Annotated in this window: 16 protein-coding genes and 4 pseudogenes; 13 read left to right on the top strand and 7 right to left on the bottom strand. The window is 59.5% G+C overall.

Going from position 1 to position 23245, the window contains the following annotated elements:
- Positions 1-23: 23 nt before the first annotated feature.
- Positions 24-1529 carry a DegQ family serine endoprotease gene (locus G9X64_RS00880; RefSeq protein ID WP_171375764.1) on the bottom strand — a complete coding sequence of 502 codons (1506 nt, stop codon included), beginning with the start codon at positions 1527-1529 and terminating at the stop codon, positions 24-26.
- Between the two features lie 548 nt (positions 1530-2077).
- Between G9X64_RS00880 and G9X64_RS00875 the strand changes: the two genes are divergently transcribed.
- Together G9X64_RS00875 and G9X64_RS00870 are read left to right on the top strand one after the other, a co-directional pair.
- Positions 2078-3115: a LacI family DNA-binding transcriptional regulator gene (locus tag G9X64_RS00875; protein WP_168315662.1), complete on the top strand. Its 1038-nt coding sequence runs from the start codon at positions 2078-2080 to the stop codon at positions 3113-3115.
- Positions 3116-3215: 100 nt separating this feature from the next.
- A complete protein-coding gene (locus G9X64_RS00870; RefSeq protein WP_168312816.1) occupies positions 3216-4136 on the top strand; it encodes a LysR family transcriptional regulator in 921 nt (306 codons plus the stop codon).
- 103 nt (positions 4137-4239) lie between these two features.
- On the opposite strand, the pseudogene G9X64_RS00865 reads toward G9X64_RS00870, so the two are convergent.
- Positions 4240-5191, bottom strand: a pseudogene (locus tag G9X64_RS00865) (NmrA/HSCARG family protein).
- Positions 5192-5462: 271 nt separating this feature from the next.
- Here G9X64_RS00865 and G9X64_RS00860 point away from each other — a divergent pair.
- The 11 genes and pseudogenes from G9X64_RS00860 to G9X64_RS36140 all read left to right on the top strand — a co-directional run.
- Positions 5463-5616: pseudogene (locus G9X64_RS00860) on the top strand (IS5/IS1182 family transposase); the annotation flags it as partial.
- 201 nt (positions 5617-5817) lie between these two features.
- The gene (locus G9X64_RS00855; protein ID WP_246270852.1) at positions 5818-7158 is read left to right on the top strand and encodes a polysaccharide biosynthesis/export family protein; all 1341 of its coding nucleotides are present in this window, start codon (positions 5818-5820) and stop codon (positions 7156-7158) included.
- 117 nt (positions 7159-7275) lie between these two features.
- The gene (locus G9X64_RS00850; RefSeq protein WP_168312495.1) at positions 7276-8049 is read left to right on the top strand and encodes a glycosyltransferase family 2 protein; all 774 of its coding nucleotides are present in this window, start codon (positions 7276-7278) and stop codon (positions 8047-8049) included.
- 26 nt (positions 8050-8075) lie between these two features.
- Positions 8076-9236 carry a glycosyltransferase family 4 protein gene (locus G9X64_RS00845; RefSeq protein ID WP_168312434.1) on the top strand — a complete coding sequence of 387 codons (1161 nt, stop codon included), beginning with the start codon at positions 8076-8078 and terminating at the stop codon, positions 9234-9236.
- On the top strand, positions 9223-11322 hold the full coding sequence (locus tag G9X64_RS00840; protein WP_171375763.1) for a putative glycosyltransferase family protein: 2100 nt from the start codon (positions 9223-9225) through the stop codon (positions 11320-11322). The genes G9X64_RS00845 and G9X64_RS00840 overlap by 14 nt, the downstream gene beginning before the upstream one ends.
- Entirely contained in the window at positions 11319-12206 is an 888-nt protein-coding gene (locus G9X64_RS00835) for a DUF6492 family protein (RefSeq protein WP_168312436.1), read from the top strand. The genes G9X64_RS00840 and G9X64_RS00835 overlap by 4 nt, the downstream gene beginning before the upstream one ends.
- A complete protein-coding gene (locus tag G9X64_RS00830) occupies positions 12203-13030 on the top strand; it encodes a hypothetical protein (protein ID WP_168312437.1) in 828 nt (275 codons plus the stop codon). Before G9X64_RS00835 ends, G9X64_RS00830 begins: the two co-directional genes overlap by 4 nt.
- Complete coding sequence (locus tag G9X64_RS00825) at positions 13023-14024, top strand: glycosyltransferase family 2 protein (RefSeq protein WP_168312438.1); 1002 nt, start codon at positions 13023-13025, stop codon at positions 14022-14024. Before G9X64_RS00830 ends, G9X64_RS00825 begins: the two co-directional genes overlap by 8 nt.
- A 2-nt stretch (positions 14025-14026) precedes the next feature.
- The gene (locus tag G9X64_RS00820; RefSeq protein WP_171375762.1) at positions 14027-15406 is read left to right on the top strand and encodes a polysaccharide biosynthesis protein; all 1380 of its coding nucleotides are present in this window, start codon (positions 14027-14029) and stop codon (positions 15404-15406) included.
- Between the two features lie 16 nt (positions 15407-15422).
- Positions 15423-16604 (top strand): glycoside hydrolase 5 family protein, encoded by a 1182-nt coding sequence (locus G9X64_RS00815; protein ID WP_171375761.1) that lies wholly within the window; start codon positions 15423-15425, stop codon positions 16602-16604.
- Positions 16605-17063: 459 nt separating this feature from the next.
- A complete protein-coding gene (locus G9X64_RS36140) occupies positions 17064-17567 on the top strand; it encodes a hypothetical protein (RefSeq protein ID WP_312864004.1) in 504 nt (167 codons plus the stop codon).
- A gap of 14 nt (positions 17568-17581) precedes the next feature.
- On the opposite strand, the pseudogene G9X64_RS00810 reads toward G9X64_RS36140, so the two are convergent.
- From G9X64_RS00810 to cysN, 5 genes and pseudogenes are all read right to left on the bottom strand, one after another.
- Positions 17582-17683, bottom strand: a pseudogene (locus G9X64_RS00810) (quinone oxidoreductase); the annotation flags it as partial.
- Between the two features lie 46 nt (positions 17684-17729).
- Entirely contained in the window at positions 17730-20015 is a 2286-nt protein-coding gene (locus tag G9X64_RS00805; RefSeq protein ID WP_168315671.1) for a PBP1A family penicillin-binding protein, read from the bottom strand.
- A gap of 128 nt (positions 20016-20143) precedes the next feature.
- Positions 20144-20628: pseudogene (locus G9X64_RS00800) on the bottom strand (elongation factor 1-alpha C-terminal domain-related protein); the annotation flags it as partial.
- Positions 20629-20639: 11 nt separating this feature from the next.
- Complete coding sequence (locus G9X64_RS00795) at positions 20640-21281, bottom strand: peroxiredoxin-like family protein (RefSeq protein ID WP_168312442.1); 642 nt, start codon at positions 21279-21281, stop codon at positions 20640-20642.
- 466 nt (positions 21282-21747) lie between these two features.
- Positions 21748-23244, bottom strand: a complete 1497-nt coding sequence (gene cysN / locus G9X64_RS00790) for a sulfate adenylyltransferase subunit CysN (protein WP_168312443.1) — start codon at positions 23242-23244, stop codon at positions 21748-21750.
- Position 23245 lies beyond the last annotated feature (1 nt).

The following is a 23245-nucleotide window of genomic DNA, read 5'->3' as shown; positions in this document are numbered from 1 at the left end:
TGCGGCAAAAGCTCGTGCGACCGTCAGGCCGCCCCAAACGGCACGGCGACGAAGGTCTTGTTGCCGTCGCGTTCGACGAGCAGCAGCACCGACTTGCGGCCGGCCTTGCCGGCATCGGCAATCGCGGTCTTGACGTCGCGGGCGCTATGAACAGGTCTGTCATTCACCGAGACGATGACATCGCCGGACTGGATGCCGGCGGCAGCCGCAGACTTGTCAGGAGCGACCTTGGCGACCACCGCGCCGTTGACGGAGCGCGGCAGGTTGAGCTGCTGGCGCACGTCGGGCGTGAGATCCGCAAGGCCGATGCCGAGGCTCGGCTGGCCGCTGCTCTGATCTTGAGTGTCGGGGCTTTCGGCCGCCGCCTGCTTCTGGCCTTCCTCATTGGTCCCGACGGTGACGTTGAGCTCGATCGTCTTGCCGTCGCGCCAGACGCTGAGCGCTTCCTTGGCGCCCGGCGCAAGATCGGCGACCAGGCGCGACAGATCCTTCGGCGTCTTGACGCTCTTGCCACCAACCGACGTGACGATATCGCCGGGCTTCAGGCCGGCATGGGCGGCCGGCGTATCGGCGGTGACGGCGGCAACCAGCGCACCGCCGGTCTTGTCGAGGCCGACGGCATCGGCGACATCCTTGGTAACCGGCTGGATCTGCACGCCGAGATAGCCGTGATCGATCGAGCCGTCCTTCTGCAGCTTGGCGACGATCGCCTTGGCCTCGTCGGAAGGAATGGCGAAACCGACACCGACGCTGCCGCCATTCGGCGAATAGATGGCGGTGTTGATGCCGACGACATTGCCGCTGCGGTCGACCAGCGGGCCGCCGGAATTGCCATGGTTGATCGGCGCGTCGATCTGGATGAAATCGTCATAGGGGCCGCTGTGCAGGTCGCGGCCGCGCGCCGAGACGATGCCTGATGTCACCGTGGTGCCGATGCCGAAGGGATTGCCGATCGCCAGAATCTGGTCGCCGAGCTTCAGCCGATCGGAATCGCCCCAGGCAATGGTCTGCAGCGGCTTGCCCGCCTCTATCTTCAACACGGCGACATCGGATTTCGGATCGGTGCCGATCAGCTTGGCCGGAAGCTCCGTGCCGTCGTCGAGCGTCACCTTGATGTCGACGGCATTGTCGATGACATGGTTGTTGGTGACGATCACCCCGTCGGGGCTGATGATGAAGCCGGAGCCGAGCGCCATCGCCTGCTGCGAAGGTCGCTTTTGCGGTGCCTGGCGCGGCAGCGGGATACCCTGATCCTCGAAGAACTGGCGGAACTGCTCGTCCATCGGCGATTCCTGCTCTCCGGCGCTGACATCGGTCGCCTTCATTGTGGTGGTGATGGTGACGACGGCAGGCTTGTCGGCATCGACGATGGAGGCGAAGGAGCCGCTGGGGGCGAGAATGCCGCCGGTATCCGACGGCGCGGCAACGGCATTGGAGGCGTTGATGGCGAAGGGCAGGCAGGCTGCGCCGGCGATGATGGCGGCCCCGACAAGGGCTGCTGTGCGATGGTTCCGGAGGATGTGCGACATGGTGGTGGTCCCTTGGGTGATGATCCCTTGCGAGAACGTTGGCTTTGGATGGCGTCGTGGTTCCATGTCCTGGGACCTGGCGTCGGATGGCGTTTGGCGCCAATTCCTCTTGGGAACGCGCAGTCGTCGAGGGCGGCGACCGGGGGAAGAGAAGAATTGGCGCTGGGGATTCATATGATCCCACCAAGCAGATTTACAAATTAAAGTTTGATCATGTTTATATTGCCGATCTGTAAGATATGACTGGAATTTAATCTTCGCTCCCCGGGGTTGGAGCTTCTCAAAAATCCGGCCTGATGTTGCCCCGCTCGCGTCCTCCGCGATGTTTTCATTCGAAATTAAATGGACTTATTCCCGGAGGCGGTGATCCGTTTGCCGCATGCCTCCGTAATTCGCCGATAGACGAAATTATTGCTCTTTCTAGAAGTTATATTCCGGATTCTGTTGCGAATATAAAATGTTAGTAGACTCTAAATTATTTCTTCTTCAGAAAGTAAAGACCGCGATTCGAGGGCAAGCGAGTCTCGCGGGCTAGATATAACGGGGCGATGAGGGCAGCAGTGGAGCGGGGGCGGAAGGCCAGGCGCGGTGCGCAGGTGAAGTTGAGCGATGTGGCGAAGAAGGTGGGGGTCAGCCCCATCACGATTTCGCGCGCGCTTCGCAATCCTGAAATCGTCTCGGAGGATCTGCGCCAGACCATCCTGCGCACGGTGGAGGAGATGGGGTACATCCCCAATCTTGCCGCCCGGGCGCTGGCCGGCCGCCATAACGGTATCATCGGCGTCATCACACCCGCTTTGCACCAGCACGGCTTCGCCGGCCTGATGATCGGCATCGAGGATTGTTTGCGCGCAACCGAATTCCGCGTCCAATATTCCAATACGCTCCACCATGCCGACGGCGAGGCCGGCGAACTCAAATCCGTCCTGACGCAGAAGCCGGCCGGCGTCATCATCGCCGGCGCCGAATCCTATCGTGATCTTCTGCCGCTGATCGAAAATGCCGCCTGTCCGATCGCCCATATCATCGATCTCAGCCAGGAGCCGACAACGCTGGTCGTCGGTCTCGATCATCATGCGGCAGGCGCCGAACCCACCCGCTTCCTGCTGTCGAGGGGTTATGAGAGGATCGGCTTCATCGGCCGCGGCACGGATATTCGCTCGCGTCGCCGGAAGGAAGGCTATGAGGCCGCGCTGCGGGAAGCGGGCCGTTTCGATCCCGATCTCGCCATTGGCGGAGATGAAGGAAGCAGCACCGGCCTCGGCAGGGAATTGTTTGCCCGCCTGTTGCAGCGCGTGCCGGATATCGATGCCGTCTTTGCCCAAAGCGACGATCTGGCGCTCGGGGTCCTCATCGAATGCGCCGTGCGCGGAATCAGCGTGCCGAAGGATGTCGGCATCTGCGGCTTCAACGATCTGGAATTTTCGGCCTTCACCCAGCCGACGCTGACGACGGTGCAGATTGCACGCTACGATATCGGCCACCGCGTCGCCGACATGCTGCTACGCGCCATTCGCGACGAGCCGCCCGGTGAAGGCAAGGTCGATTGCGGCTTCTCCATCATCCCGCGCGGCTCGACGCGGTAAGTTGGCATGATCTGCCGAATGAAGTGCGACCGTGTGCTCGAACTAGGTATAGCCCAGATTATTCCCTACATGGAATGAATGAGGATCACTGTGCTGAAGAATGGATAACGCCGGACTGTCTCTCGACAGAATGCGCACCTTCGTTCGCGTCGCCGAACGCGGCAATCTGTCGATGGTCGCAAGGGAGCTGGGTGTCGGTCAATCCACCGTAACGCGGCACCTCAATGAGCTTGAAGAGGCTGTCGGCGTGCCGCTTCTCAGCCGAACCACGCGTCGCGTAAGCCTGACCGACGAGGGCAGCCGCTATTATACGAACTGCCTTCAGATATTGCGTCTGGTCGAACAGGCTGCTGAAGAAGCGAGAGATGCCCGTCAGGCGCCCGCCGGTGCTGTTCGACTTTCGTGTACGGCAGCGCTCGGCGTGATGCACGTCACCCGCCTCATATTTGACTTCCAGGACAAGCATCCGGACATCCGGGTTGACCTCAATCTGACGGACGAGCGGATCGACTTGGTTCGCGAAGGCGTCGACGTGGCACTCCGTCTTGGGCCTCTCGCCGACAGTGCCATGAAACTTCATGCGATCGGAGAAAGCCATCGGCTGCTGGTCGGCGCGCCCACCTATTTGTCCGCCCGCGGATGGCCGGAGCGCCCCGCCGATCTGTCACGCTACGAAACCGTCATAATGTCCAATGTGGCGGGGAGCGATCAGCTCGTTCTTTCCTCTCCCGATGGCACAAGCCTGATGATCCCGGTGAGCGGCAAGTTGCGCGTCGATCACGGGCTTGCGGCGCGCAAAGCCCTTGCCGCCGGACGCGGCATTGGGCCCGCACACCTCTGGTTGGTTCACGATCTTCTGGACGACGGTCAGCTCGAGGTCGTGCTTGGCAATTATCGTCCTGCGCCGGTTCCGGTGAGCTTGCTGATCGTTCCGGAGCGCGCAGCCATTGCCCGCGTTCGGCTTCTCGTCGACTTTCTCGTCGCCGAGATTTCCAGATTGCCGGGAATCCGGCCATCGTGATTTAAATCTTGTCGCGCAAAAGTGTGCAGCGGTTTTGCGCTAACGACCTGCGGAAAAACAAAGAGCCAAAGCGCGACAAGCGAATCCGAGATCGCGATGCGCTTTAGAATCCAAAAGATTGTTTATTGCCACGCCACCCCGTCTTCCGTAGATACTGCTCCCAGTTGAGCGTGTCGGGGTTCCGGCGACGGCTCCATTCGAGGTCATGCTCCTTGCCGAAGTATCCATATTCGACAGCATATTCGACCATCCCGAGAATCTCTCGAACGAGAAGTTCGTTGGCGGCAAACTCTGGAAAATAGCGCAGCAGGCCATCTCTGGTGAAAGCGTTTCGATACTCGGCCTTGAGCCCGGTCACACGCTGAAAGGTTTCGACCATCTCCCGCGGAGAAATGATATCCCCAACGATCGGCAGCGTTTTGCCGTTGTAACGCTCTGGGTTTGAGAAAATTTCGAGCACGACCGGCCCGGTCGCCGTCAGCGGATCGACAAAAGGCGCTCGGAAATCTTCGGGAAGATAAATCGGCAGGAGGAGAGTGTCGCCCTCCATGCGGGGCACATAATATTCGAGAAGATTGGTGTAGAAGAACGCCAGCATGACGAAGGAATGAGAGATAGGCAGGCCGCGAATATGGTCTGCAATGCGCGCTTTGTCGGTAAAATGCGGGGCATACTTCGTGCCCCTGCTGATCTTGTCGACATTTTCGAGGGTGCTGAAAACAACATGCCCAACGCCGGCCTCAACTGCGGCATCCGCCAGTTGCCGGCCGAGAGGGGCCTCAATCGTCTCCGGCGGGGCGATCGGCCGTCATCAAAAATGCACCGTCCGCGCCTGCGAAGGCAGCAACGAGGTCTTTTTGACGGCCAAGTTCGAGCGGGACCTTTACGATTTCAGCGCCGAGTTTCTCCAGACGTAAAGCTTCAGGCGAATCCTTTTTCCGGGTTAAAGCACGGACGCGGAAACGTTGGCTCTCAAGGAGTGCCGCGGCGACGCTGCGCCCCTGTTTGCTCGTTGCACCGACAATCGCAATAAGTGGCTTTTCATTTGCGGACATAATGGACCTTTTTCCTGTCGTTGACCGCCGGCGACGTAGCCAGGCATCATTTGCGGGAGAGCGGTCGGCCTGTACCGAGAGCCCACCTCAATGGCGGGCAATCTATCTCAATAGGTTCTATGCCTGTAGATATCTGAAATACATAACATAATGCCATTTTTCGGATAAATGGCGCTGGCCAAGCGCGGATGCAAATCGGTTCGCCATCCCGGATCAGAACGTCGAAACCCGCGCCGGGGATGACCGGAAGCGCCGAAAGCCATCCCTGGACTCTGCCGACATCCAGGATCGCGACGGCGCAAGTTTCGCCCTTGAAACCATTCTCTGGCCTTGGCTCAGACATCTCTTCGCCGATGGCGGCTCTGATGGACTAACGCTGAGAGCTGCATGGCAAAGACGCAAAATTCACCCTGCAGATCGTCAAATAAACCGATAAGGCCAAAGGTTTCGAAGTGCTGCCCAGTCGCCGCAAGATATTACTTTTATTGAATTCTTTTCAACGCAGACTCTTAGCCTGTCTGGCAGATGTATTAATCGTTGTTAAGTACTATTGAATATGGTTAATATTATGTTAGCCTTAAAGAGATCGGAGAGCGTTTAGCGCTTTCAAAGCGGAAATTCGAAACATGAAGCTTTCGAAGATAATATCTCCAGCGATGCCTGAATATAGGTTGAGAAGCTGTTCTCGCCTAAGTCAAACAATACTGTGGATGGTATTTACGGCAATTGCTCCTTTGACGTCAGCAGCGGAAGAGTTACCTGCGCCCACGGAAGCGGTCTCGGTTGTCACAACTGGTGAGACTTCGGCGCGACTGCCTCAATTGTTGCGTGACGTTCTTCGCTCAGGCGATAAATTGGATCTCGCATTTTACGAAAGCTTGGCCTCCGTCGAAGATCGCTGGACGGGCTCACGGGGCACGGTTCCCTGGAACTTTTACCAGCGGCCCGAGCTCACTGGCGAATACGTCGTTGAAGCGGACGGGACGATTTCGCTTCCTCTTTTGGGACGCTTCCCGGTTCGAGGCCTTCCTCCGGCGGATGTGGAGGCGACAATTCTTCCTTCGTACGAAAATTTGGTCGGCAGAAAGGGGTTCGTGAATATCGTCAAGATTGAGCATCAGCCAATTTATATTACCGGACCGGTTCGGAATCCTGGGTCGTTTCGATATGTTGATGGCATGACTGTTCTGCATGCCGTCGCGCAAGCGGGTGGCATGGCGGCGAAGAGTATTGAGCCATGGCAGAGCGTGGAAATTTCACGCCAGATCGAGCGGTTGAAGGCTGGGCTGGCCGACCTGAAGCGGCTTGCGTCGCGAACGGAGGTGCTCAGGGCGAAGCGCGATTCCGTACAAATTGCCAGCATTGGCACACCTGTTCTTGGTCCCGACCCCGATGCTCAACGGTTGCTGGATGATGAGGCATGGCAGCGCCAATTGGTAACGACCAGCAAGGATGCGCAGAGCAGTGCTTACGCAAAATCTGTTGCCAATGCTCAGGCCGATCTCGATCTGCGTCAGGCACGAGTCGGCAATTATGATGCCACCATTCGGGTCCGCCAGGATCGGCTGGCAAGTATCGAGAATTTGGCCAAAAACAAACTTGTCACGAGCATTGAGTTGACCCGGGCACAAAGCGAACTGACCGAGTCGGAAGATCGAAAGCAGCAAGCCGTCATCGATGTCGAGAGCGCAAAGCAACGGCTGGCGGCAGCCAAACAAGACGTTGAGCGCGATCGTATCGAACGCAAGATCGAGATCGAAAAGTCGGCAGCGGATGCCGAAAGAGGCCTATCCACGGCGTTGAAGACGACCGAGAGCGATCTTGAAATTTTCCAGTCCATGGTGTCGTCGAATGATACCTCCGATGTTGAATTCGAAATCGTTCGGCCTGGACCGAATGGTGTCATCGTCGAACCTGCGACCGAAGAAACGGTCTTACAGCCAGGCGATCTGATCAAAGTACATTGAGGCTTAACCACATACTCTTCCCGGTTGGGGAGAGTTTAGTCCTCCTCTCGGCCCAAGAGCTCAGGGGCATCGTCGATTTGCGATTTGTCACGCGGTCCAAAACGCCAAGGAGAGCTTATGTCTACAATCGAAGCTTTACCATCCTCGCATACCTCAATCCCAGTCCAGGGTCCGATGTTCAATTTGCCAAGGACCTCGCTCGTCATTCCAACTTTGAACGAAGCGGAAAACATTAAGCTGCTCTTGCCCCGCATACCGACATGGGTGCATGAAATTATCATCGTCGACGGGCGATCGACAGACGGAACGCCGGATATCGCGCGAAGCATGCGCGATGATGTCAAGATCGTGCTTCAGCCCAAGAAGGGCAAAGGCATCGCATTGCGGACGGGCTTCGAAGCCGCATCTGGTGACATGATCGTGATGCTTGATGCTGACGGGTCGATGGATCCCTATGAAATCATCCTGTTCGTCGCGGCTCTTGTTTCAGGTGCGGATTTCGTCAAGGGTTCCCGCTTTATGCAGGGTGGCGGCACCAGCGATATGACAGTCATCCGCCGTTTCGGCAATCTGGGCCTGACCCTCCTGGTCCGGATGCTCTATGGCAGCTCTTTCAGCGATCTGTGCTACGGCTACATGGGCTTTTGGAGACGGCATGTTCCCTTGCTGCGTGCCGATTGCGACGGCTTCGAAATTGAGACGCTGATCAATTTGCGGGCCCTGAAGAACAAGCTCAAAATCATGGAAGTCGCGAGCTTTGAATCGGAACGTATCTACGGCGTCAGCAATCTGCGTGCCCTTCCGGACGGCTGGCGCGTGCTGAAGACGATCTTCCGGGAACGCGTCAGTACGCCAACGGGCGTCCAAGTCCTCGAGCAGGGCATGTCCTGAGGTCTGGATTCAATGGGCGAGGCCGCATGATGCGCATTTTGATGCTCGGCGCGAGATACCTGCCTTTTGCCGGAGGAACGGAAACCCATGTAAGCGAGGTCGCAATCCGGCTGGTGCGCAAGGGGCATACGGTGACGGTCTTGACGGGCAATCCCGACGGCCTTCTCCCGGCAGCGGAAACGCGAGATGGCGTGCAGATTGTCAGGCTGAAGACGTTTCCCCGTGGGCGGGATTGGTGCTTCGCCCCAGGCGTCTTCAGGGCGGTCGCCGAGGGTGACTGGGACCTGATGCATGTTCAGGGCTACCACACCTTTCTGGCGCCGCTGGGAATGGCCGCCGCATCGCGCAAGGGCCTTCCTTTCGTGGTCACCTTTCACAGCGGTGGCCATTCGTCGCGATTTCGGTCTTCGATCCGGCGCCTCCAACATAGAATGCTTGCGCCTCTGGCCACCAGAGCAGCGCAACTCATTGGCGTGTCGCGGTTCGAAGCGGATCTATTCAGCCAGAATATGGCAATCGCGAGAGACCGGTTCATCGTTATCCCCAATGGCGCGCGCCTGCCGGAAACGTCCGGGCGGCGGCCGGCTTCACCTCGCGACGGGCCGCTGATCGTCTCGCTCGGCAGGCTGGAGCGTTATAAAGGTCATCATCGGGCGCTTGCTGCATTTCATGTGCTGGCAACAAAATTCCCTGATATGCGCCTTCGGATCCTAGGAGAGGGGCCCTATGAGGCGAAGCTGCGTCAGCAGGTGACCGAGCTCGGGCTCGGCAACCGTGTCGAGATCGGGGCAATTCCGCCGACCGACCGGTCCGCAATGGCCGATCTTTTGTCTTCGGCCGCTCTTGTCGTGCTCCTCAGCGATTATGAAGCTCATCCCGTGGCGGTTATGGAGGCGCTTTCGGTCAAGGCTCCCGTACTGACAACCGACACATCCGGCTTTCGGGAGCTGGCTGAGGAGGGCCTCGTGCGATCCGTTCCGCTCAACGCTTCGCCAGACTTCACCGCGCGTGAAATGCTCGCCGCCATGGACGCAGGGCCGATCTCAATCGAGACGAGGTTGCCGGACTGGGACGATTGCACGGACCGGCTGCTGAAGGTGTACAGACGCGTCCTTTCGCATCCGCAGCCTGAACTGCGAACCGGTCCGGCACTGCTTGGAGATTTGAAGCACGATGACCGTTGTTAAGGGGCGGGCTTCTCCAGGCCGGCAGAAGGCCTACCAGGACGGAGCTTATCGTCATGGCTATCCAGAAAGGGTTTCCATTCCACGCGTCGATCTGTGGATCGCAGCATTTCTGGGCCTGCGCAGGCAGGACAGCGCGGTCGGGGACGTTGCCGATCCTTCGTCGCTGGGGATGTCGCCGGTCTTTGCCTTCCTGTGCAGCTGCGCCCTTGTTGTGGCCGCTCTTGCTGCAAATGCCAGTCGGCTGGGAGAGAGCTGGGCGGTTCCCATGTTCTATTGCGCCATCGCCGCGATCTTTCTCCCCGCGGCGGCGCGAATCATCCATCCGGGAGCCAGCCGCCTGGAGCGCTTGGCGCTCATAGTGATCGTCACCTCAGCCCTCTTCGTGGTACGCCTCATCCGCGCGCCCGTCGCCTTCATAGACCATGACGAATTCCTGCACTGGGCGACGGTGAACGACATTCTGGAGGCGGGGCGACTGTTCCTGCCCAATCCGCTTTTGCCGGTCAGCCCGCTCTATCCCGGGCTAGAGCTCATAACGTCCGCCTTGGTCAGCCTCTCCGGACTGTCCGTTTTCGCGGCAGGCCTCATCGTGTTGGCGGCGGCACGGATAATGCTGATGCTCACGCTATTCCTGCTCTTCGAGAAGATCACGGGCTCGGCACGGATCGCCTCTATCGCCTGCCTGATCTACATGGGCTCGTCCGCGTTTTTGCTGTTTGACGTCCACTACTCTTATGAAAGCCTGGCGATCCCCATGCTTGCGGCGGTGCTGTTGGCTTCGGAAAGCCGGCGCATGGAGCGAAGCGACGTGGCAGGCTGGTCGACGGTCGTCGCCCCCATGGTCCTCATCGTGGCACTCGCGGTTACTCATCATCTCACCTCCTATTTTTGCATGGCCCTTCTGTGCGGCACGGCAGTGATGGAATGCCTGAGGCAGGGCGCGTCCTCTATGCAGAGGCAGCGGGCGATCCTGCTGGCCTCGATCGCCGTGATTGCTCCTGTCGCCTGGTCGAAGATCGTCGGTAACCCCACCGGCAGTTACATCCTTCCCGTACTGGCAGGCGGCCTACACGAGGTAGCCCAACTCGTATCGAACTCGACCGCGACACGTAAGCTTTTCGTCTCGGACACGGGAGCCTTGGCGCCTGCGTGGCAGCGTTACCTGACGATGGCGGGCGTCGCGCTGATCTGCCTGGGACTTCTCACCGGCTTTCTCCGCTCGCTCGTTTTCAATGGGCAGCCCCGGAATGCGAGCATCCTCTGGCCGCCGACCAGATGGCGCCTATGGCGGTCAAGCCTTCTCGTTGTCCTCGTTTTGGTGACGCTGGCCTACCCCCTCAGCATCATCTTCCGCCTGACGCGCAGTGGGTGGGAGATCGGCAACCGCATCGGCTCGCTATCTTTCCTCGGCGTCGCAATTGTCGTCGCGGTGGCCGTCGCGGCGTTCTGGCACGGCACGTCGCGTGGCTGGCTGCGCGCAACCGCGCTTGCCGCCGCCGCAACGACGGTGCTGATTGGTGGCGTCATCAGCTCCGAGGGGCCACGTATCCTGGTTCCGGCCGGCTATGAAGTTTCGGCCGACTCCTCGTCGATAGAACCGATGGGGATCAGCGCCGCAAAGTGGACCAGGGAATGGCTGGGCGGCGACCAGCATTTCGCAACCGACCGGATCAATCGCCTGCTCCTGTCCACCTACGGCCGGCAAAAGGTCTCGACCACGCTTGAGAGCGGGCAAGATACAGGCATGGCCATTACCGCAGCCGATCTCGGCCCGATGGAACGCAAGCTGCTGATCGACTCGGGCGTCGGTTTCGTTATGGTCGATCTGCGCATGACCACCGGCCTGCCCGGCGTCGGCGTCTATTTCGACGGCGGCGCGCAGGACCGAAACCACACGGTCCCCCTCCAATCGCCGTCGCTGCTCAAGTTCAATTCCGAGCCCGATGTCGACCGCACCTTCGACAACGGCTTCATGGTCATTTTCGACGTCGGGCGGCTCGGGAAAACACGGCAGCCCGCCGTCCCTGGTAAGCGGACCCGAGAGCCGGTGCAATCCTTGGGACGAACAGACGGAGATTTGCAATGATCGATAACCCTATCGACGCTTTCATGTGCGTCCATTCGCGGGACATCGAATATTTGCTCGAAGCGTCCCTTCGCTCCTACCAGCAGCATTTCCCCGACAAGGGAAACCTGACCATGGTCACCGACAACCCGGCCGCTTTAAGAGCCTTCCTCGACGCGAAGGGTCTCGTGCCTGGCGCATCTGTCACCGGCGACAACGACTGGCTTTCGGCCAGCGAGCTGGAACTTCCCGGCTGGTTTCGGCAGCAGATCATCAAGCTGCGCGCCTTCGAATTCTGCCGGACCGAGCATTTCTGTAATCTCGGCGCGGATACACTGCTGCTGCGGCCCATCGCGAGGACCGATCTGATCGACGGGCGCGAACCGGTTCTCTATTATTCCAGCCACAGGCTTCCCGATCTGCACTATCGTTTCGAGAAGCAACGGTTGCGCAATGTTGCAAAGATCCTCGGCGTCGAGCCGGCCCGGTCTTCTCGCTACGTCGATTTCATCAACGATTTCTTCTGCTTCAAGCGCGAATGGCTCATCGCGCTGAATGACTACATCGCGTCGAAATACGGCTCAAAACCCTACGTCGAGCTGCTCAAGGGTCTCAGCGCGTCAAAAGACCAGGCACGGTTCGGGGAATGGACGCTCTATTCCGCCTTTCTGCTCGATGTGATGCACCAGTCGCCGACGATGCGCGATGCGCGCGGGGCCTATCTGACGCAGATCCACAGCCGCCTCGGCCTCACTCTGAACCGGCTGGACAGCAAGATCGTTCATCTCGTCCAGAAATCCTTCGACCCGAACGTGATACGGCAGAAGCTCATGAAGGTGAACCCGGGCGCCGCTCAGATCATCGGCGCGACGGCATGGGCGGATGCAGGAGCTCGTCCCCGATGATGGCCCGCCGTGTCTTTCTGGGAATCATTCCGCTGTGGGTTCTTGCCGCTGCGTTGGCCGTAACGTGGCTGCCCGAAACCTTTTCGACCTGGGAGAAGGCGGTCCGTCTGGCGCTCTGCGTGCCGCTGATACTGTATTTCCCTGGCCGCATGCTGGTGGACACCATGCGCATCGAGGCCGATACGGTCACAAGGGGGACGCTCGCGGTGTTCCTGAGCTTCGCGACCTGCATTTTTTTAGGGCTTCTGCTGCATGTCGTCGGGCATCTCGATGCGCGAGGCTGGGTCTACGCGCTGGGCCTGACGACTATCGCCGTTCGATGGCTGAATGTCGTTTTGCAGCTCGAAAGACCGGTTCCAGCCATTCCCTGGGCTTGGCCCGGCCGCCGTTTTGGGACCTTCGCTGTTTCCATGATCTTGGCGACGAGTGCCGTCCTCGTGGCGCGCCCGGTCGCGCTTGAACACAAGCCGTTTCATTTCACCGAGCTTTGGATGGTGCCCAAATGGAACTGGACGAACAATGTGGTAACGGTCGGCGTGCGCAATTCGGAAGACGCCAAGACGCTTTACAGTCTTGACCTTGTTCTCGGCGGCACATTGATTGGAAAGATGCCAACCTTCGAACTGGCGCCTTCCTCCAGTCTAACCTTCGAATTCTCCGTACCGACAAAAACGCACCCACCCGCACGGCTGGAAGCCTGGCTCTACAAGGGCGGCGACAGGGGAACGATCTACCGCAAGGTCTGGATGACCACCGACGCGCACCAGTCCCCGCCGCCGACCGGAATAACCCTTCAGTTCGCCCCGGAGCCGAAGAATGGATAATTTCCAGCACCCCGTGTCCGGCAGGCTCACGACGGCGATCGTCATCTGCTGCTATTCCGACAAACGTTGGGACATTCTCAACAAAGCAATCGAGGCGGCAGCGCGCCAGGTCCCGGCCGCGGACGAGATTGTCGTCATCGTCGATCATAATCCGGCACTCGCGCTGCTTCTGCGCGCCAAGCGCTTTGAAACCCCGGTCAGGATCGTCGAGAATATTCATCCGCCCGGCCTCTCCGGTGCCCGCAACACCGGGATCTCTGTCAGCCGCGGCGAGGTCATCCTGTTTCTCGACGACGACGCCGTGTCGGATCAAGATTTGCTGGCGACCTTGGTGCGGCAACTGGAGGATCCCTCGGTTCTGGGCGCCGTCTCCGCTATCCGCCCGTTGTGGGAAACAGACCGTCCGTCCTGGTTTCCCGACGAATTCCTGTGGACCCTCGGCTGCACCTATCGCGGCCTTCATCCGGGGCCGGTGCGCAACCTCATCGGCGCGTCCATGTGCATCCGCCGCGACGTCTTCGATCATACCGGCGGCTTCGATTCCGGCTTGGGCCGAACGGCCAAGGCTTTGCCGCTCGGATGCGAGGAAACCGAACTCTGCATCCGTGCAACCAAAGCCCTGCCATATGGCCGTTTCGTCTTCGAGCCGTCGAGCGGCAGCGATCATGCCATACCCGCCGATCGCGCGACGTGGAAATATTTCCTTCATCGATGCTGGGCCGAAGGGCTTTCAAAGGCCAGCCTGTCGTTGATGGCAGGCCCCGGAGAGGCGCTGGCGTCGGAAAAGACCTATATGACGAGGACGTTGCCCCAAGGGGTTATGCGGGGATTCGCAGATGTGTTGCTTGGGCAGCCGAGCGGCCTTCTTCGCGCCGTCGCGCTGGGCGCCGGCCTGGCGGCCACTGCGGCCGGTTTCGCTCTCGGCCGGACCCGCGCTGCCCTTACGCGACCGTTCACCTCCGTTCCTACTCGCGCTCTCGAACCGGTGGAATAGTCATGATGACCCTCAGCGCCGCCATGACCAAGATCCGCAACCTCCTGATGAATCAGGCGGTTTTGCTCCTCAATGCAGGCATGCTGGGGCTTGGAACGTTGATGACGGCCGTTCTCGGCTTCGTCTACTGGTGGTTCGCGGCGCGTTCCTTCTCGGCCGAGGCTGTCGGGCTCGCCGCCGCCGCCATATCGTTGATGAATCTCCTCGCGAATTTCGGCGAAGTCGGTCTCGGGCCTTTCCTGATGGGCGAGATAGGCCGACAGAAAAGAGCAGGCCCCTTTTTGGCGGGCGCCCTCCTAGCCTCGTTCAGCGCCTCCATCATGGTGGGGCTGATCTATCTTGTTATCGCTGCCTTCACATCGACGCAGCTTGGCTCGATCGTCGGTTCCTCCGCCACCGATCTCTTCTTCGTCGCTTGTTGCGCTCTGACGGCCGTGACCCTCGTGCTCGACCAAGCCCTGGTTGGCCTTCTGCGCAGTGGCCTTCAACTGGCCCGGAATGTCGTCTTCGCCGCCACCAAGCTTCTTCTACTGATCGCTCTCGGCCTGACACTTGGCCGGGCGGCCAGCGGACTGGCGATCTTCACCACCTGGTTTGCCGGGCAGCTTGTCTCGCTGGTCGTCGTGGCCGGGCTTCTTGTTTATGCCGGCAGGCGCGTTTTCCACCGGCCGGAGATCCGCGCCTTCCGCCCGGTGCTCGGACAGGTTTTCGGCCATCATACGCTCAGCATGGCTGTTCAGGCGCCGGCGCTGCTGCTGCCCTTCGTCGTCACGGTGATGCTGTCCGCGGAGATCAACGCCGCCTTCTATGCCGCCTGGACGGTGCTGAACGTCGCGCTTCTCGTCCCTGCGTCACTCGCCTCGGTGTTGTTTGCCATCGCTTTGCGGGAGCCGGAGCTATTTCCTGCGCGCCTGCGCCTGTCGCTCGGCTTGTCGATGCTGGTCTGCGCGGCGACCGCCTTGGCGTTCTTCTTCCTGTCGCGCTTCATGCTCTGGATATTCAATCCGGCCTATGCCGTGATTGCAGGAAATGGCCTCCAGTTTCTTGGCGTTGCCGCTTTCGGAATGGCGTTGAAGTATCATTATCTGGCGGTTCAACGTGTCCGACGGCGCCTGGGTTTTGCCACGCTCGTTCTGACCGGCGGTGCGGTGCTGGAGATCGCGGCCGCCGTCGGTGGTGCGCAATTCGGGATCGCAGGCACAGCTAACTTCTGGGTCATTGCGGTTTCGCTGGAAGGCCTGCTTCTGTGCCCGGCATTGTATTGGGCCACACGGCACACTGCGACGCCGTCCACCATCGCGCCATCAGCGGCTGCCGGTGTTTCGACATACGGCAATTCCCTCGACGAGACAGACCAAATCGGAATTGCGTCGCGGGCGTGAAAGGGAGTTTCTTCGCATGAGACGTATTCGCCATTTCCGGAATTTCGCTATCGGCGCCGCGGCGCTGGCGCTTTTTTGGTCTGCTCAGGTCGGATCTGCGGACGCGCAGTCATCTGTGCAGCAATCTTTCGTCACGACGAAAGAGGGGGGCTTCCTGCTGGACGGCAAGCCATTTCGCGTGGCCGGCGTAAACAACCATTATCTGACATTTGGCTCGTCAGGCGAAGTCACCCGCGTGTTGGACGATGCCACGGCAATGGGTGCCAATGTGGTGCGCACCTTCCTGCAACCGGTTATAGGGTCGCTGGACGGCCAGGTGCCAACGATCTGGAATTCGAAAAGCACGGCCGATTCCAGCAATCTGGGGACCAAGGGCATCTATATGATGAGTTGGGATCCGATAACCAACAAGATGGTTCCCAACGACGGACCTGACGGTCTGCAAAAGGTCGACTACCTCATCGCGGAAGCGGCGAAGCGCAAGCTCAAGCTGATCCTCGCATTCGTCGATTTCTGGGCCTATACGGGCGGTGCCCAGCAGATGAACGCCTGGTATGGGAGTTCGGACAAATACACTTTTTTTGCCGCTGATCCGCGAACCCGACGCGATTACAAGGCATGGGTCCGGCATGTTCTGTCGCGCGTCAACACGATTACTGGTGTGCGCTATTCCGATGACCCCACCATATTTGCCTGGGATCTGGCCAACGAACCTGACATCCATCCCAAACCGCTCCTTCATGAGTGGGTGTCGGAAATGTCAGCCTATGTCAAATCCCTGGCACCGAAACAGCTCGTAACGACGGGCCATGGGAACATGGATCAGAAGCTGTCGGATATGAACATTGCGAGCGTCGATTTCGGCACATGGCATGGCTACCCATCCTACGTCAAAATGAGCCATTCCGATTTCGATGCCCGCATTCGCGAATACTGCGCGATCGCACGAAATATCGGAAAACCGGTGATCCTGGAGGAGTTTGGAATTCCGCGATCCGATCCCGATCAGGCAAATGCCTATGAAACTTGGCTGAACACGATCGCCACGTCGGATTGTGGAGGCTGGGTGGTCTGGCGGCTCACCAGCACGCAGGACTCGGGCCTCTATCCTGAGGACGACCACGACAAATTCGATATCCATAACGATGGAGGCGCTGCTTGGCAGGCTTTGCGCGCCGCCGCCCTCAAGTTTCAATAATCAGGGCTCGCTCGAAGGCGAAAACCGATTTTAAGAGACAATATGCGTGACACGAAGATCGGAAGCGCGCCTGAGAACCGGAACGGTTGCGCGTTCTTTCCCCTAGAACAGGATGATTTAGGCCGGTCGGCCTAAAATCTGAATCCTGTTTCTACAGAGCATGATGTCGTCGAATACCGCTGACATTCTCCGCAACATCGCCGCATACTAATAGACGAGTGATAGCGATCTCGACACGCCGGAGTATTGACCTAAATGCCTCCATATTTTGTTGCGATCTAAACTGGATCTCCAGCTTGGACAAATATTCGCGGTCTATTCTAGGATATCGGGGACAAACCGGAGATTTTGAAGGTCAGCATTTGTTAATATGAACAATGCGGACGGCTCGCCCGCAGAAGCGGTATCGTATAATGAAACTTCATCGGGCTAACCCGATTCGAAATAGGGATTGCGGCAGTGAACTCTTCAGGCTTTCTTCAATCAATCGTCGAAGCCGAATCCCATGATACACGCTTGAATTTCGCCCGCGCCGCGATTTTCCAGCTTTATAGTGCTTGCCTGCCAACCGGTTCTGCGCCGGCTCAGCTTTCCGTCGAACTCTCTCTATCTGAACAAGAAGCAGTCACGCTTGTCGTCCGGCCGTTTGTCCATAGTGTCGAGGCACTTGGCGGGCTTGTGAAATCCCTGTTTTCGACAAAGGCTGAGACCGTACTGCGAGCCGTCCCATGCAGGGTGGAGGATAAGCTTGGATCCGGCATTGGAATGATACTTTTCGTCGACGACGAGCCGATGATTACCATCGGATCTCTCGCGGATAATAGCGGACTGTTTCTCCGGCAAATCGAGCCCGCATCCAGGAATACGTCCGGGGTTCCCACAATCGGTACGGTGGTAGGCCAACGGCTTGCCAGTGTGGTCCCTATTCCGACTGGATCTCTCCATCTGCGTAAGCCGAAATAACGGACTTTGACCAATCAAGGTATCAGCAGGAGACTGCCCGCCGAACGTCCGGATTCCATCTCTTCGCGCGCCTTCGCAACATCGGCCAAACGATATTCGGCGCCGATCTGCGAAACGGGCGTGAGGCAAGGATGACCGGTGCTCCACCTCTGCCGAATCACATCACTTTTCACAAAGCCGTCGGCCGCCGGAATATGGCTGATAAGTGCAATCGGACGGCCGAAATGAGCGGTAACTGCGCGAGCAGGCGGTGATGTTGCAGGACTGGGGTGCGCCTTGACCATCGACCAATGCTTCGGTCGATGGCACTCCGTTCAGAGTCGGTTCTGTCGTTGCCTCACGCATGAAGTCCCGCCAGATATGCGCTGGCAGGTCGCCGCCCGTCACCCCCTTCATCGGCGCGTCATCATCGTTGCCAACCCAGACACCGACGACGAGCGCTTCCGTGAAACCGACGAACCAGGCATCACGATTGTTCTGGCTCGTGCCGGTCTTACCGGCCGCAAACGTGCCGGGATCTGCCCCACGTCCAGTGCCGCGCTCGACCACCAACTGCAGCAGGCCGAGGAGGTCGGACTGGTAGGGCGAAAGATCGACATTCGGCTTTGCTTGTGAGGCAACTCGAAACGTCTTGGGCTGCCCTGCCGCCTGGAAGTCGATGATGCCCCAGGGCCTGACGGGCGCCCTGCCGAGTTGGACGGACGCATAGGCGCTGGTGAGGTTAAGCAGATTTACTTCTGATGCACCAAGCGCCAAAGACGGCGTGTTGGCCAGTGGCGCATCGATGCCGAGTTCACGCGCTGCGGCAATCACATTGTCCAGACCTACCTCTTCGGCAAGCGCCACTGAGGCGGCATTGAGCGATCGCGCGAACGCCTCGGCAAGGGTTACCCAGCCGCGATAATTGCCACCGGAATTTTCTGGCGACCAGCCATCGATGTCAATTGGCGCGTCCAGAACCCGGTCAGACAAGGTGAGCCCAGCCTTCAATGCCGCGTAATAGACGAATAGTTTGAAGGTGGAACCCGGCTGGCGCATCGCAGTGACGGCTCGGTTGAACTGACTTGCCTTGTAGTCGCGCCCACCAACCATCGCAACGACCGCGCCGTCGGGCGTCATCGCAACCAAGGCCGCCTGCGATGCTTCGACTGTCTTTCCCTCACTGTCCAGAGCTCTTTTCACGACCCTTTCGGCGATCTGCTGCAACCGCGGCACCAGCGTGGTGCGCACCGTCGTCGAACCTGGCGAGGAGCCGGCGATTTCGCTTGCTTGCGGTGAAATCCAGTCGGCGAACCAGCTTCCGGAGCGCGGCGTCGGCGTCGTTGGGTGCAGTCTGGCAAAGCTCGTCTTGGCCTCCGCCGCCTGTGGCTCGGTGATCTTGCCATTGGCTGCCATCGCGTCGAGAACGACCAAGGTGCGCTGCCGAGCGCCTTCGAAATTGTCGATCGGATTCCATTGGCTCGGCGCCCGAAGCAACCCCGCCAGCATCGCCGCCTCCGGCAGGTTTAGGGCGCCGATTTCCTTGTTGAAATAGATGCGCGCGGCGGCAGGCATGCCGGTGGCGCCCGCGCCAAGATAGACGCTATTGAGATAGCGCGTCAGAATTTCCGCCTTGCCGAGCTTCCACTCCAGCCAGAAGGCAATGACGACCTCCTGTATCTTTCGTTTTATGGTTCGGTCGCTGTCGAGATATTGCAGCTTGATGAGTTGCTGGGTGATCGTGCTGCCACCCTCCACCACCGAGCCAGCCTCCAAGTTCCGCAGAAGCGCTCTCCCGATGCCCCTGGGGTCGACGCCGAAATGATCCATGAACCGGCGATCCTCGATCGAAAGGACGGCATCGATCAGATGGGGCGGAAACTGGTCGTATCGAGCATATGGCCCTTGATAAGGTCCCTGTCTTACCAATGGCGCGCCGTCGGCGGTTTCCAGCACGACGACCGGCTTTAACGTTCCATCCCGGATTTCGCTCCACGGCACGTCTTTCAGTGCCCACACCAGCATGCTTCCTACGAGGAGGCAGACAAGCAAGGCCAACCCGATAGCGAATTTGCGCCAGCCCGCAATGAACGGAGCGCTTCGTCGACTTTCACGCGGCTTTGAACGCTGACCGCGTCCCACCTTAACCAAAGCACTCGTTATCCACTTATGGGCAGCTGACGCTATTCCAGGCAGCATCGACCTCAGCTTCGTTCTCCAAGATAAGGCGGCCGTCTTGATCTTTGCCAAAACAGAACTTGCTTGCAAATCTTGGCGCAGCGCACGCAATAGAGTCCTGGCGGCCCGTCGAGTGTGGCCGAATGATCCGTTGGGCGGTTGCGAGTCGTCGGTTTGAGTGCTTTGCGGCGAATCCGAGGCGGCCACTTGCGCTGGCGAATTTAATGTCTGATTGCGACCCGAGCTCGAGCTGCTAACGCTTTCACCTGAGGATTCGGGAGAATTGGGCATCGATTACCGCGAAAAGGCCAACGCACATTGACCTTTATAGCCGGGTGATGCGGAGTGTTCCACCGCAAAAGGCCACAACGGTTCCGAGGAGTTTCCGTCTGGCCGAAATGCTGAATTGAGGGGATCCCCGCCGTCATGCGCCGTACTTCGGCCTCATGGCTGCGGCTGGCAAATAGTTCGCCTGCCATGATCTGTTCGGCAGGATTGGCCGGAAGCGAGAGGATGACGCGGGCTTCACCATTGTGCAGGCCGCCGAGTTCGGTGAGCTTGCCGGTCACCATGCCGCCGGCAACCATGCCGCTGGCAACCGTGTTGTTGGTCTCCGGATCGATCAAGATGAATGAGCCAGAAGCCGGTTCGGCTCATAGGGATCGAAAATCGCCGCCTCGTCGAACACCAGCCGGACTTTGCCAATCGCGTTCCTGTAGAGCCGCTGGGCGGCGTTCCAGGTGCCGGTCTTCAGTTCCAGTTGGCTGAGCGGCTGCACCTGAACGCGCTGGCGGCGGCTGCCGCTCTTCAGCCAGTAGCGCTTCCCGGGCTCGATGCGCTCCGGCTGGAGTGCTACGATCTGTGCGTTGAAGGCAAGACCGACCTGCGGCTGGGCTTCGAGCGAGTTTTTCGTTGTCAATGCACGACTTGGGAAGCTACCGACATCAATTCCTCGGAATTCGGTGCCTGGAATGTCTGGAGCCCAGCCTCCAGAACTTCAGTGAAGCTCCAGCGTACGATGCCCTCCCGGTCGATTAGGAACTGACCGACAAGCTGCCCGTGGTCGGCAGTCATCATCTGCTGATCGGCTTCCGTAATCTGATATCCTTCCTTCTTGTTGAGAAATTCGTCCATTGCCATCACGCCCATAGGCTCGGGCAACTCGCCCGGAAGATCGATCAGTATCGCCATGGCCGTGTCGATCCCGACCTCGCGTAGGCCGAAGGCTTGGTGCGAAGCCCGTACCGGGTCGGAAGCAGCAAGAAGATCGGGTATCGGATGGTAACGGAAATAGAGCCGTGCGCGTTCGACCGGGGTGTTTACCACCGCCAGGGATTGGACGCCTTTCTCACGCAGCACCGGGTTGAGATATGCCATGGCCGCGACATGGCGCCGGCAGAACGGACAATGCAGGCCTCGAAACAAACCGATCAACAATGGGCTGCGGCCACGAAAATCATCAAGTGCGATCTTCCCTTCGTGCGAGATCGCATCAAACACAACGTTCGGGACCCGGTCGCCCGGTTGTAGCGGATGGTCGACATAGCGTGTGGACATGGAGAACCTCCTCGCTCGGGGATCAGTCGAGAAAAGGCGCCACGTCAAATGCTTCGAGGTCTAGATTGAGCGTTGCAGGGCCTGACCTCTCGTCTTACCGCACCGCCGGGATCCGATCTAAGAATGGCCTCACATTGGCCCGCGGGCAAGCGGTAAACAGCGAATCGTGAATTGAAAAAGTCCGTTTCCTGCGAATTCTGATTTTTTTAGCGGCCGTAGAGGCCGACACGGAAAATTGAGCTGGGGACCTGCCATTTTTACGTTGAAGCAGCGTGGGGCCGCGTTGCGGAAGTGAAACAGCATCGAGCGGCAACATTCGCTCAAATCACGAATTGGCTGACCTTAAGTCCGGATTTTCGACTTTTTCAACACTATCGGCCGGAAGCGGGCACGGAGCCCTATCGCAAAGTCTCAGTTTGATCGGTTCTCTGGTGAGGGGCCAGTCTTGCTGGCCCCTTATCCCTCATCAGATATCGCTTGCAGCGCTCGACCAGAGGTCGGCCGCTTCGGCTGCCGTCATGCGCCGTACCTCGGCCTCATGGCTGCGGCTGGCGAAGAGTTCGCTCGCCATGATCTGTTCGGCAAGGTCGGCCGGAAGCGAGAGGATGACGCGGGCTTCGCCATTGTGCAGGCCGCCGAGTTCGGTGCGCTTGCCGGTCACCATGCCGCCGGCGACCGTGTTGTTGGTCTCCGGATCGATCAGGATGAAGGAGCCGGAAAGCCGGTTCTGCTCATAGGGATCGAAAATCGCGGCTTCGTCGAAGACGAGCCGGACTTTGCCGATGGCGTTCATATAGAGCCGCTGGGCGGCGTTCCAGGTGCCGGTCTTCAGTTCCAGCTGGCTGAGCGGCTGCACCTGAACGCGCTGGCGGCGGCTGCCGCTCTTCAGCCAGTAGCGTTTGCCGGGCTCGATGCCCTCAGGCTGCAAGGCAACGATCTGCGCGTCGAAGGCAAGGCCGACCTGCGGCTGGGCGTCGATCGAGACGATCATGTCGCCGCGCGCCACGTCGACCTGACGGTCGAGCACCAGGGTGATGGCGTCGCCGGCAACGGCGGCGTTGCGGACGAGATCGAAGGTGACAATCTTCGAGACATTGGCGACCATGCCCGACGGCAGGATCATGACGCTGTCGCCCGGCTTGACCGAGCCGCCGGCAACCGTGCCCTGATAGCCGCGGAAGCTTTCGCCCGGACGCGAGACGCGCTGGACGGACAGGCGGAAGCCGACCGTCTGCGACGAGCGCACGGTCGCAAGCTCCAGCGTCTCCACCAGCGACGGGCCGGTATACCAGGGCATGGCGGCCTGGCCGGAATAGACGACGTTTTCGCCCTTCAGCGCCGACATCGGAATGGCGGTGATCTGCTTGACGCCGAGCGACAGGGCAAACTCGCGGAAGTCATGGCTGATCTTATCGAAGCCGGCACGGTCGTAGCCCGTCAGGTCGATCTTGTTGACGGCAAGCACGAACTGCTTGATCCCGAGCAGCGAGGCAATCGTCGCGTGACGGCGCGTCTGCTCGAGAATGCCGAGGCGGGCGTCAACGAGCAGGATGGCGAGATCGGCGGTCGAGGCGCCGGTCGCCATGTTGCGGGTATATTGCTCGTGGCCGGGCGTATCGGCGACGATGAAGGAGCGCTTGTCGGTCGAGAAGTAGCGATAGGCGACATCGATGGTGATGCCCTGTTCGCGCTCGGCCTGCAGGCCGTCGAGCAAAAGCGCGAAATCGGGCAGGCCGAGATCGTTCTGCTTGCCGGTGGAATCGCGCTGCAGGGTGGCGGCCTGGTCTTCCTTGACCGCCTTGGTGTCCCAGAGCAGGCGGCCGATCAAAGTCGACTTGCCGTCATCGACGCTGCCGCAGGTGATGAGGCGCAGCGGCCTGGTATCGCGCAGGGCCTTGAGCGGCTCGGCGGCGGGCAGGCTGACGACGGTTGCGGCCGAGACGGCGGTTTGGGCTGCGGTCATC

Origin of the sequence: Rhizobium sophorae, from assembly GCF_013087515.1 — a bacterium.
GTDB classification, from domain to species: Bacteria; Pseudomonadota; Alphaproteobacteria; order Rhizobiales; family Rhizobiaceae; genus Rhizobium; species Rhizobium sophorae.
This window is presented reverse-complemented; position numbering and strand designations above follow the sequence as displayed.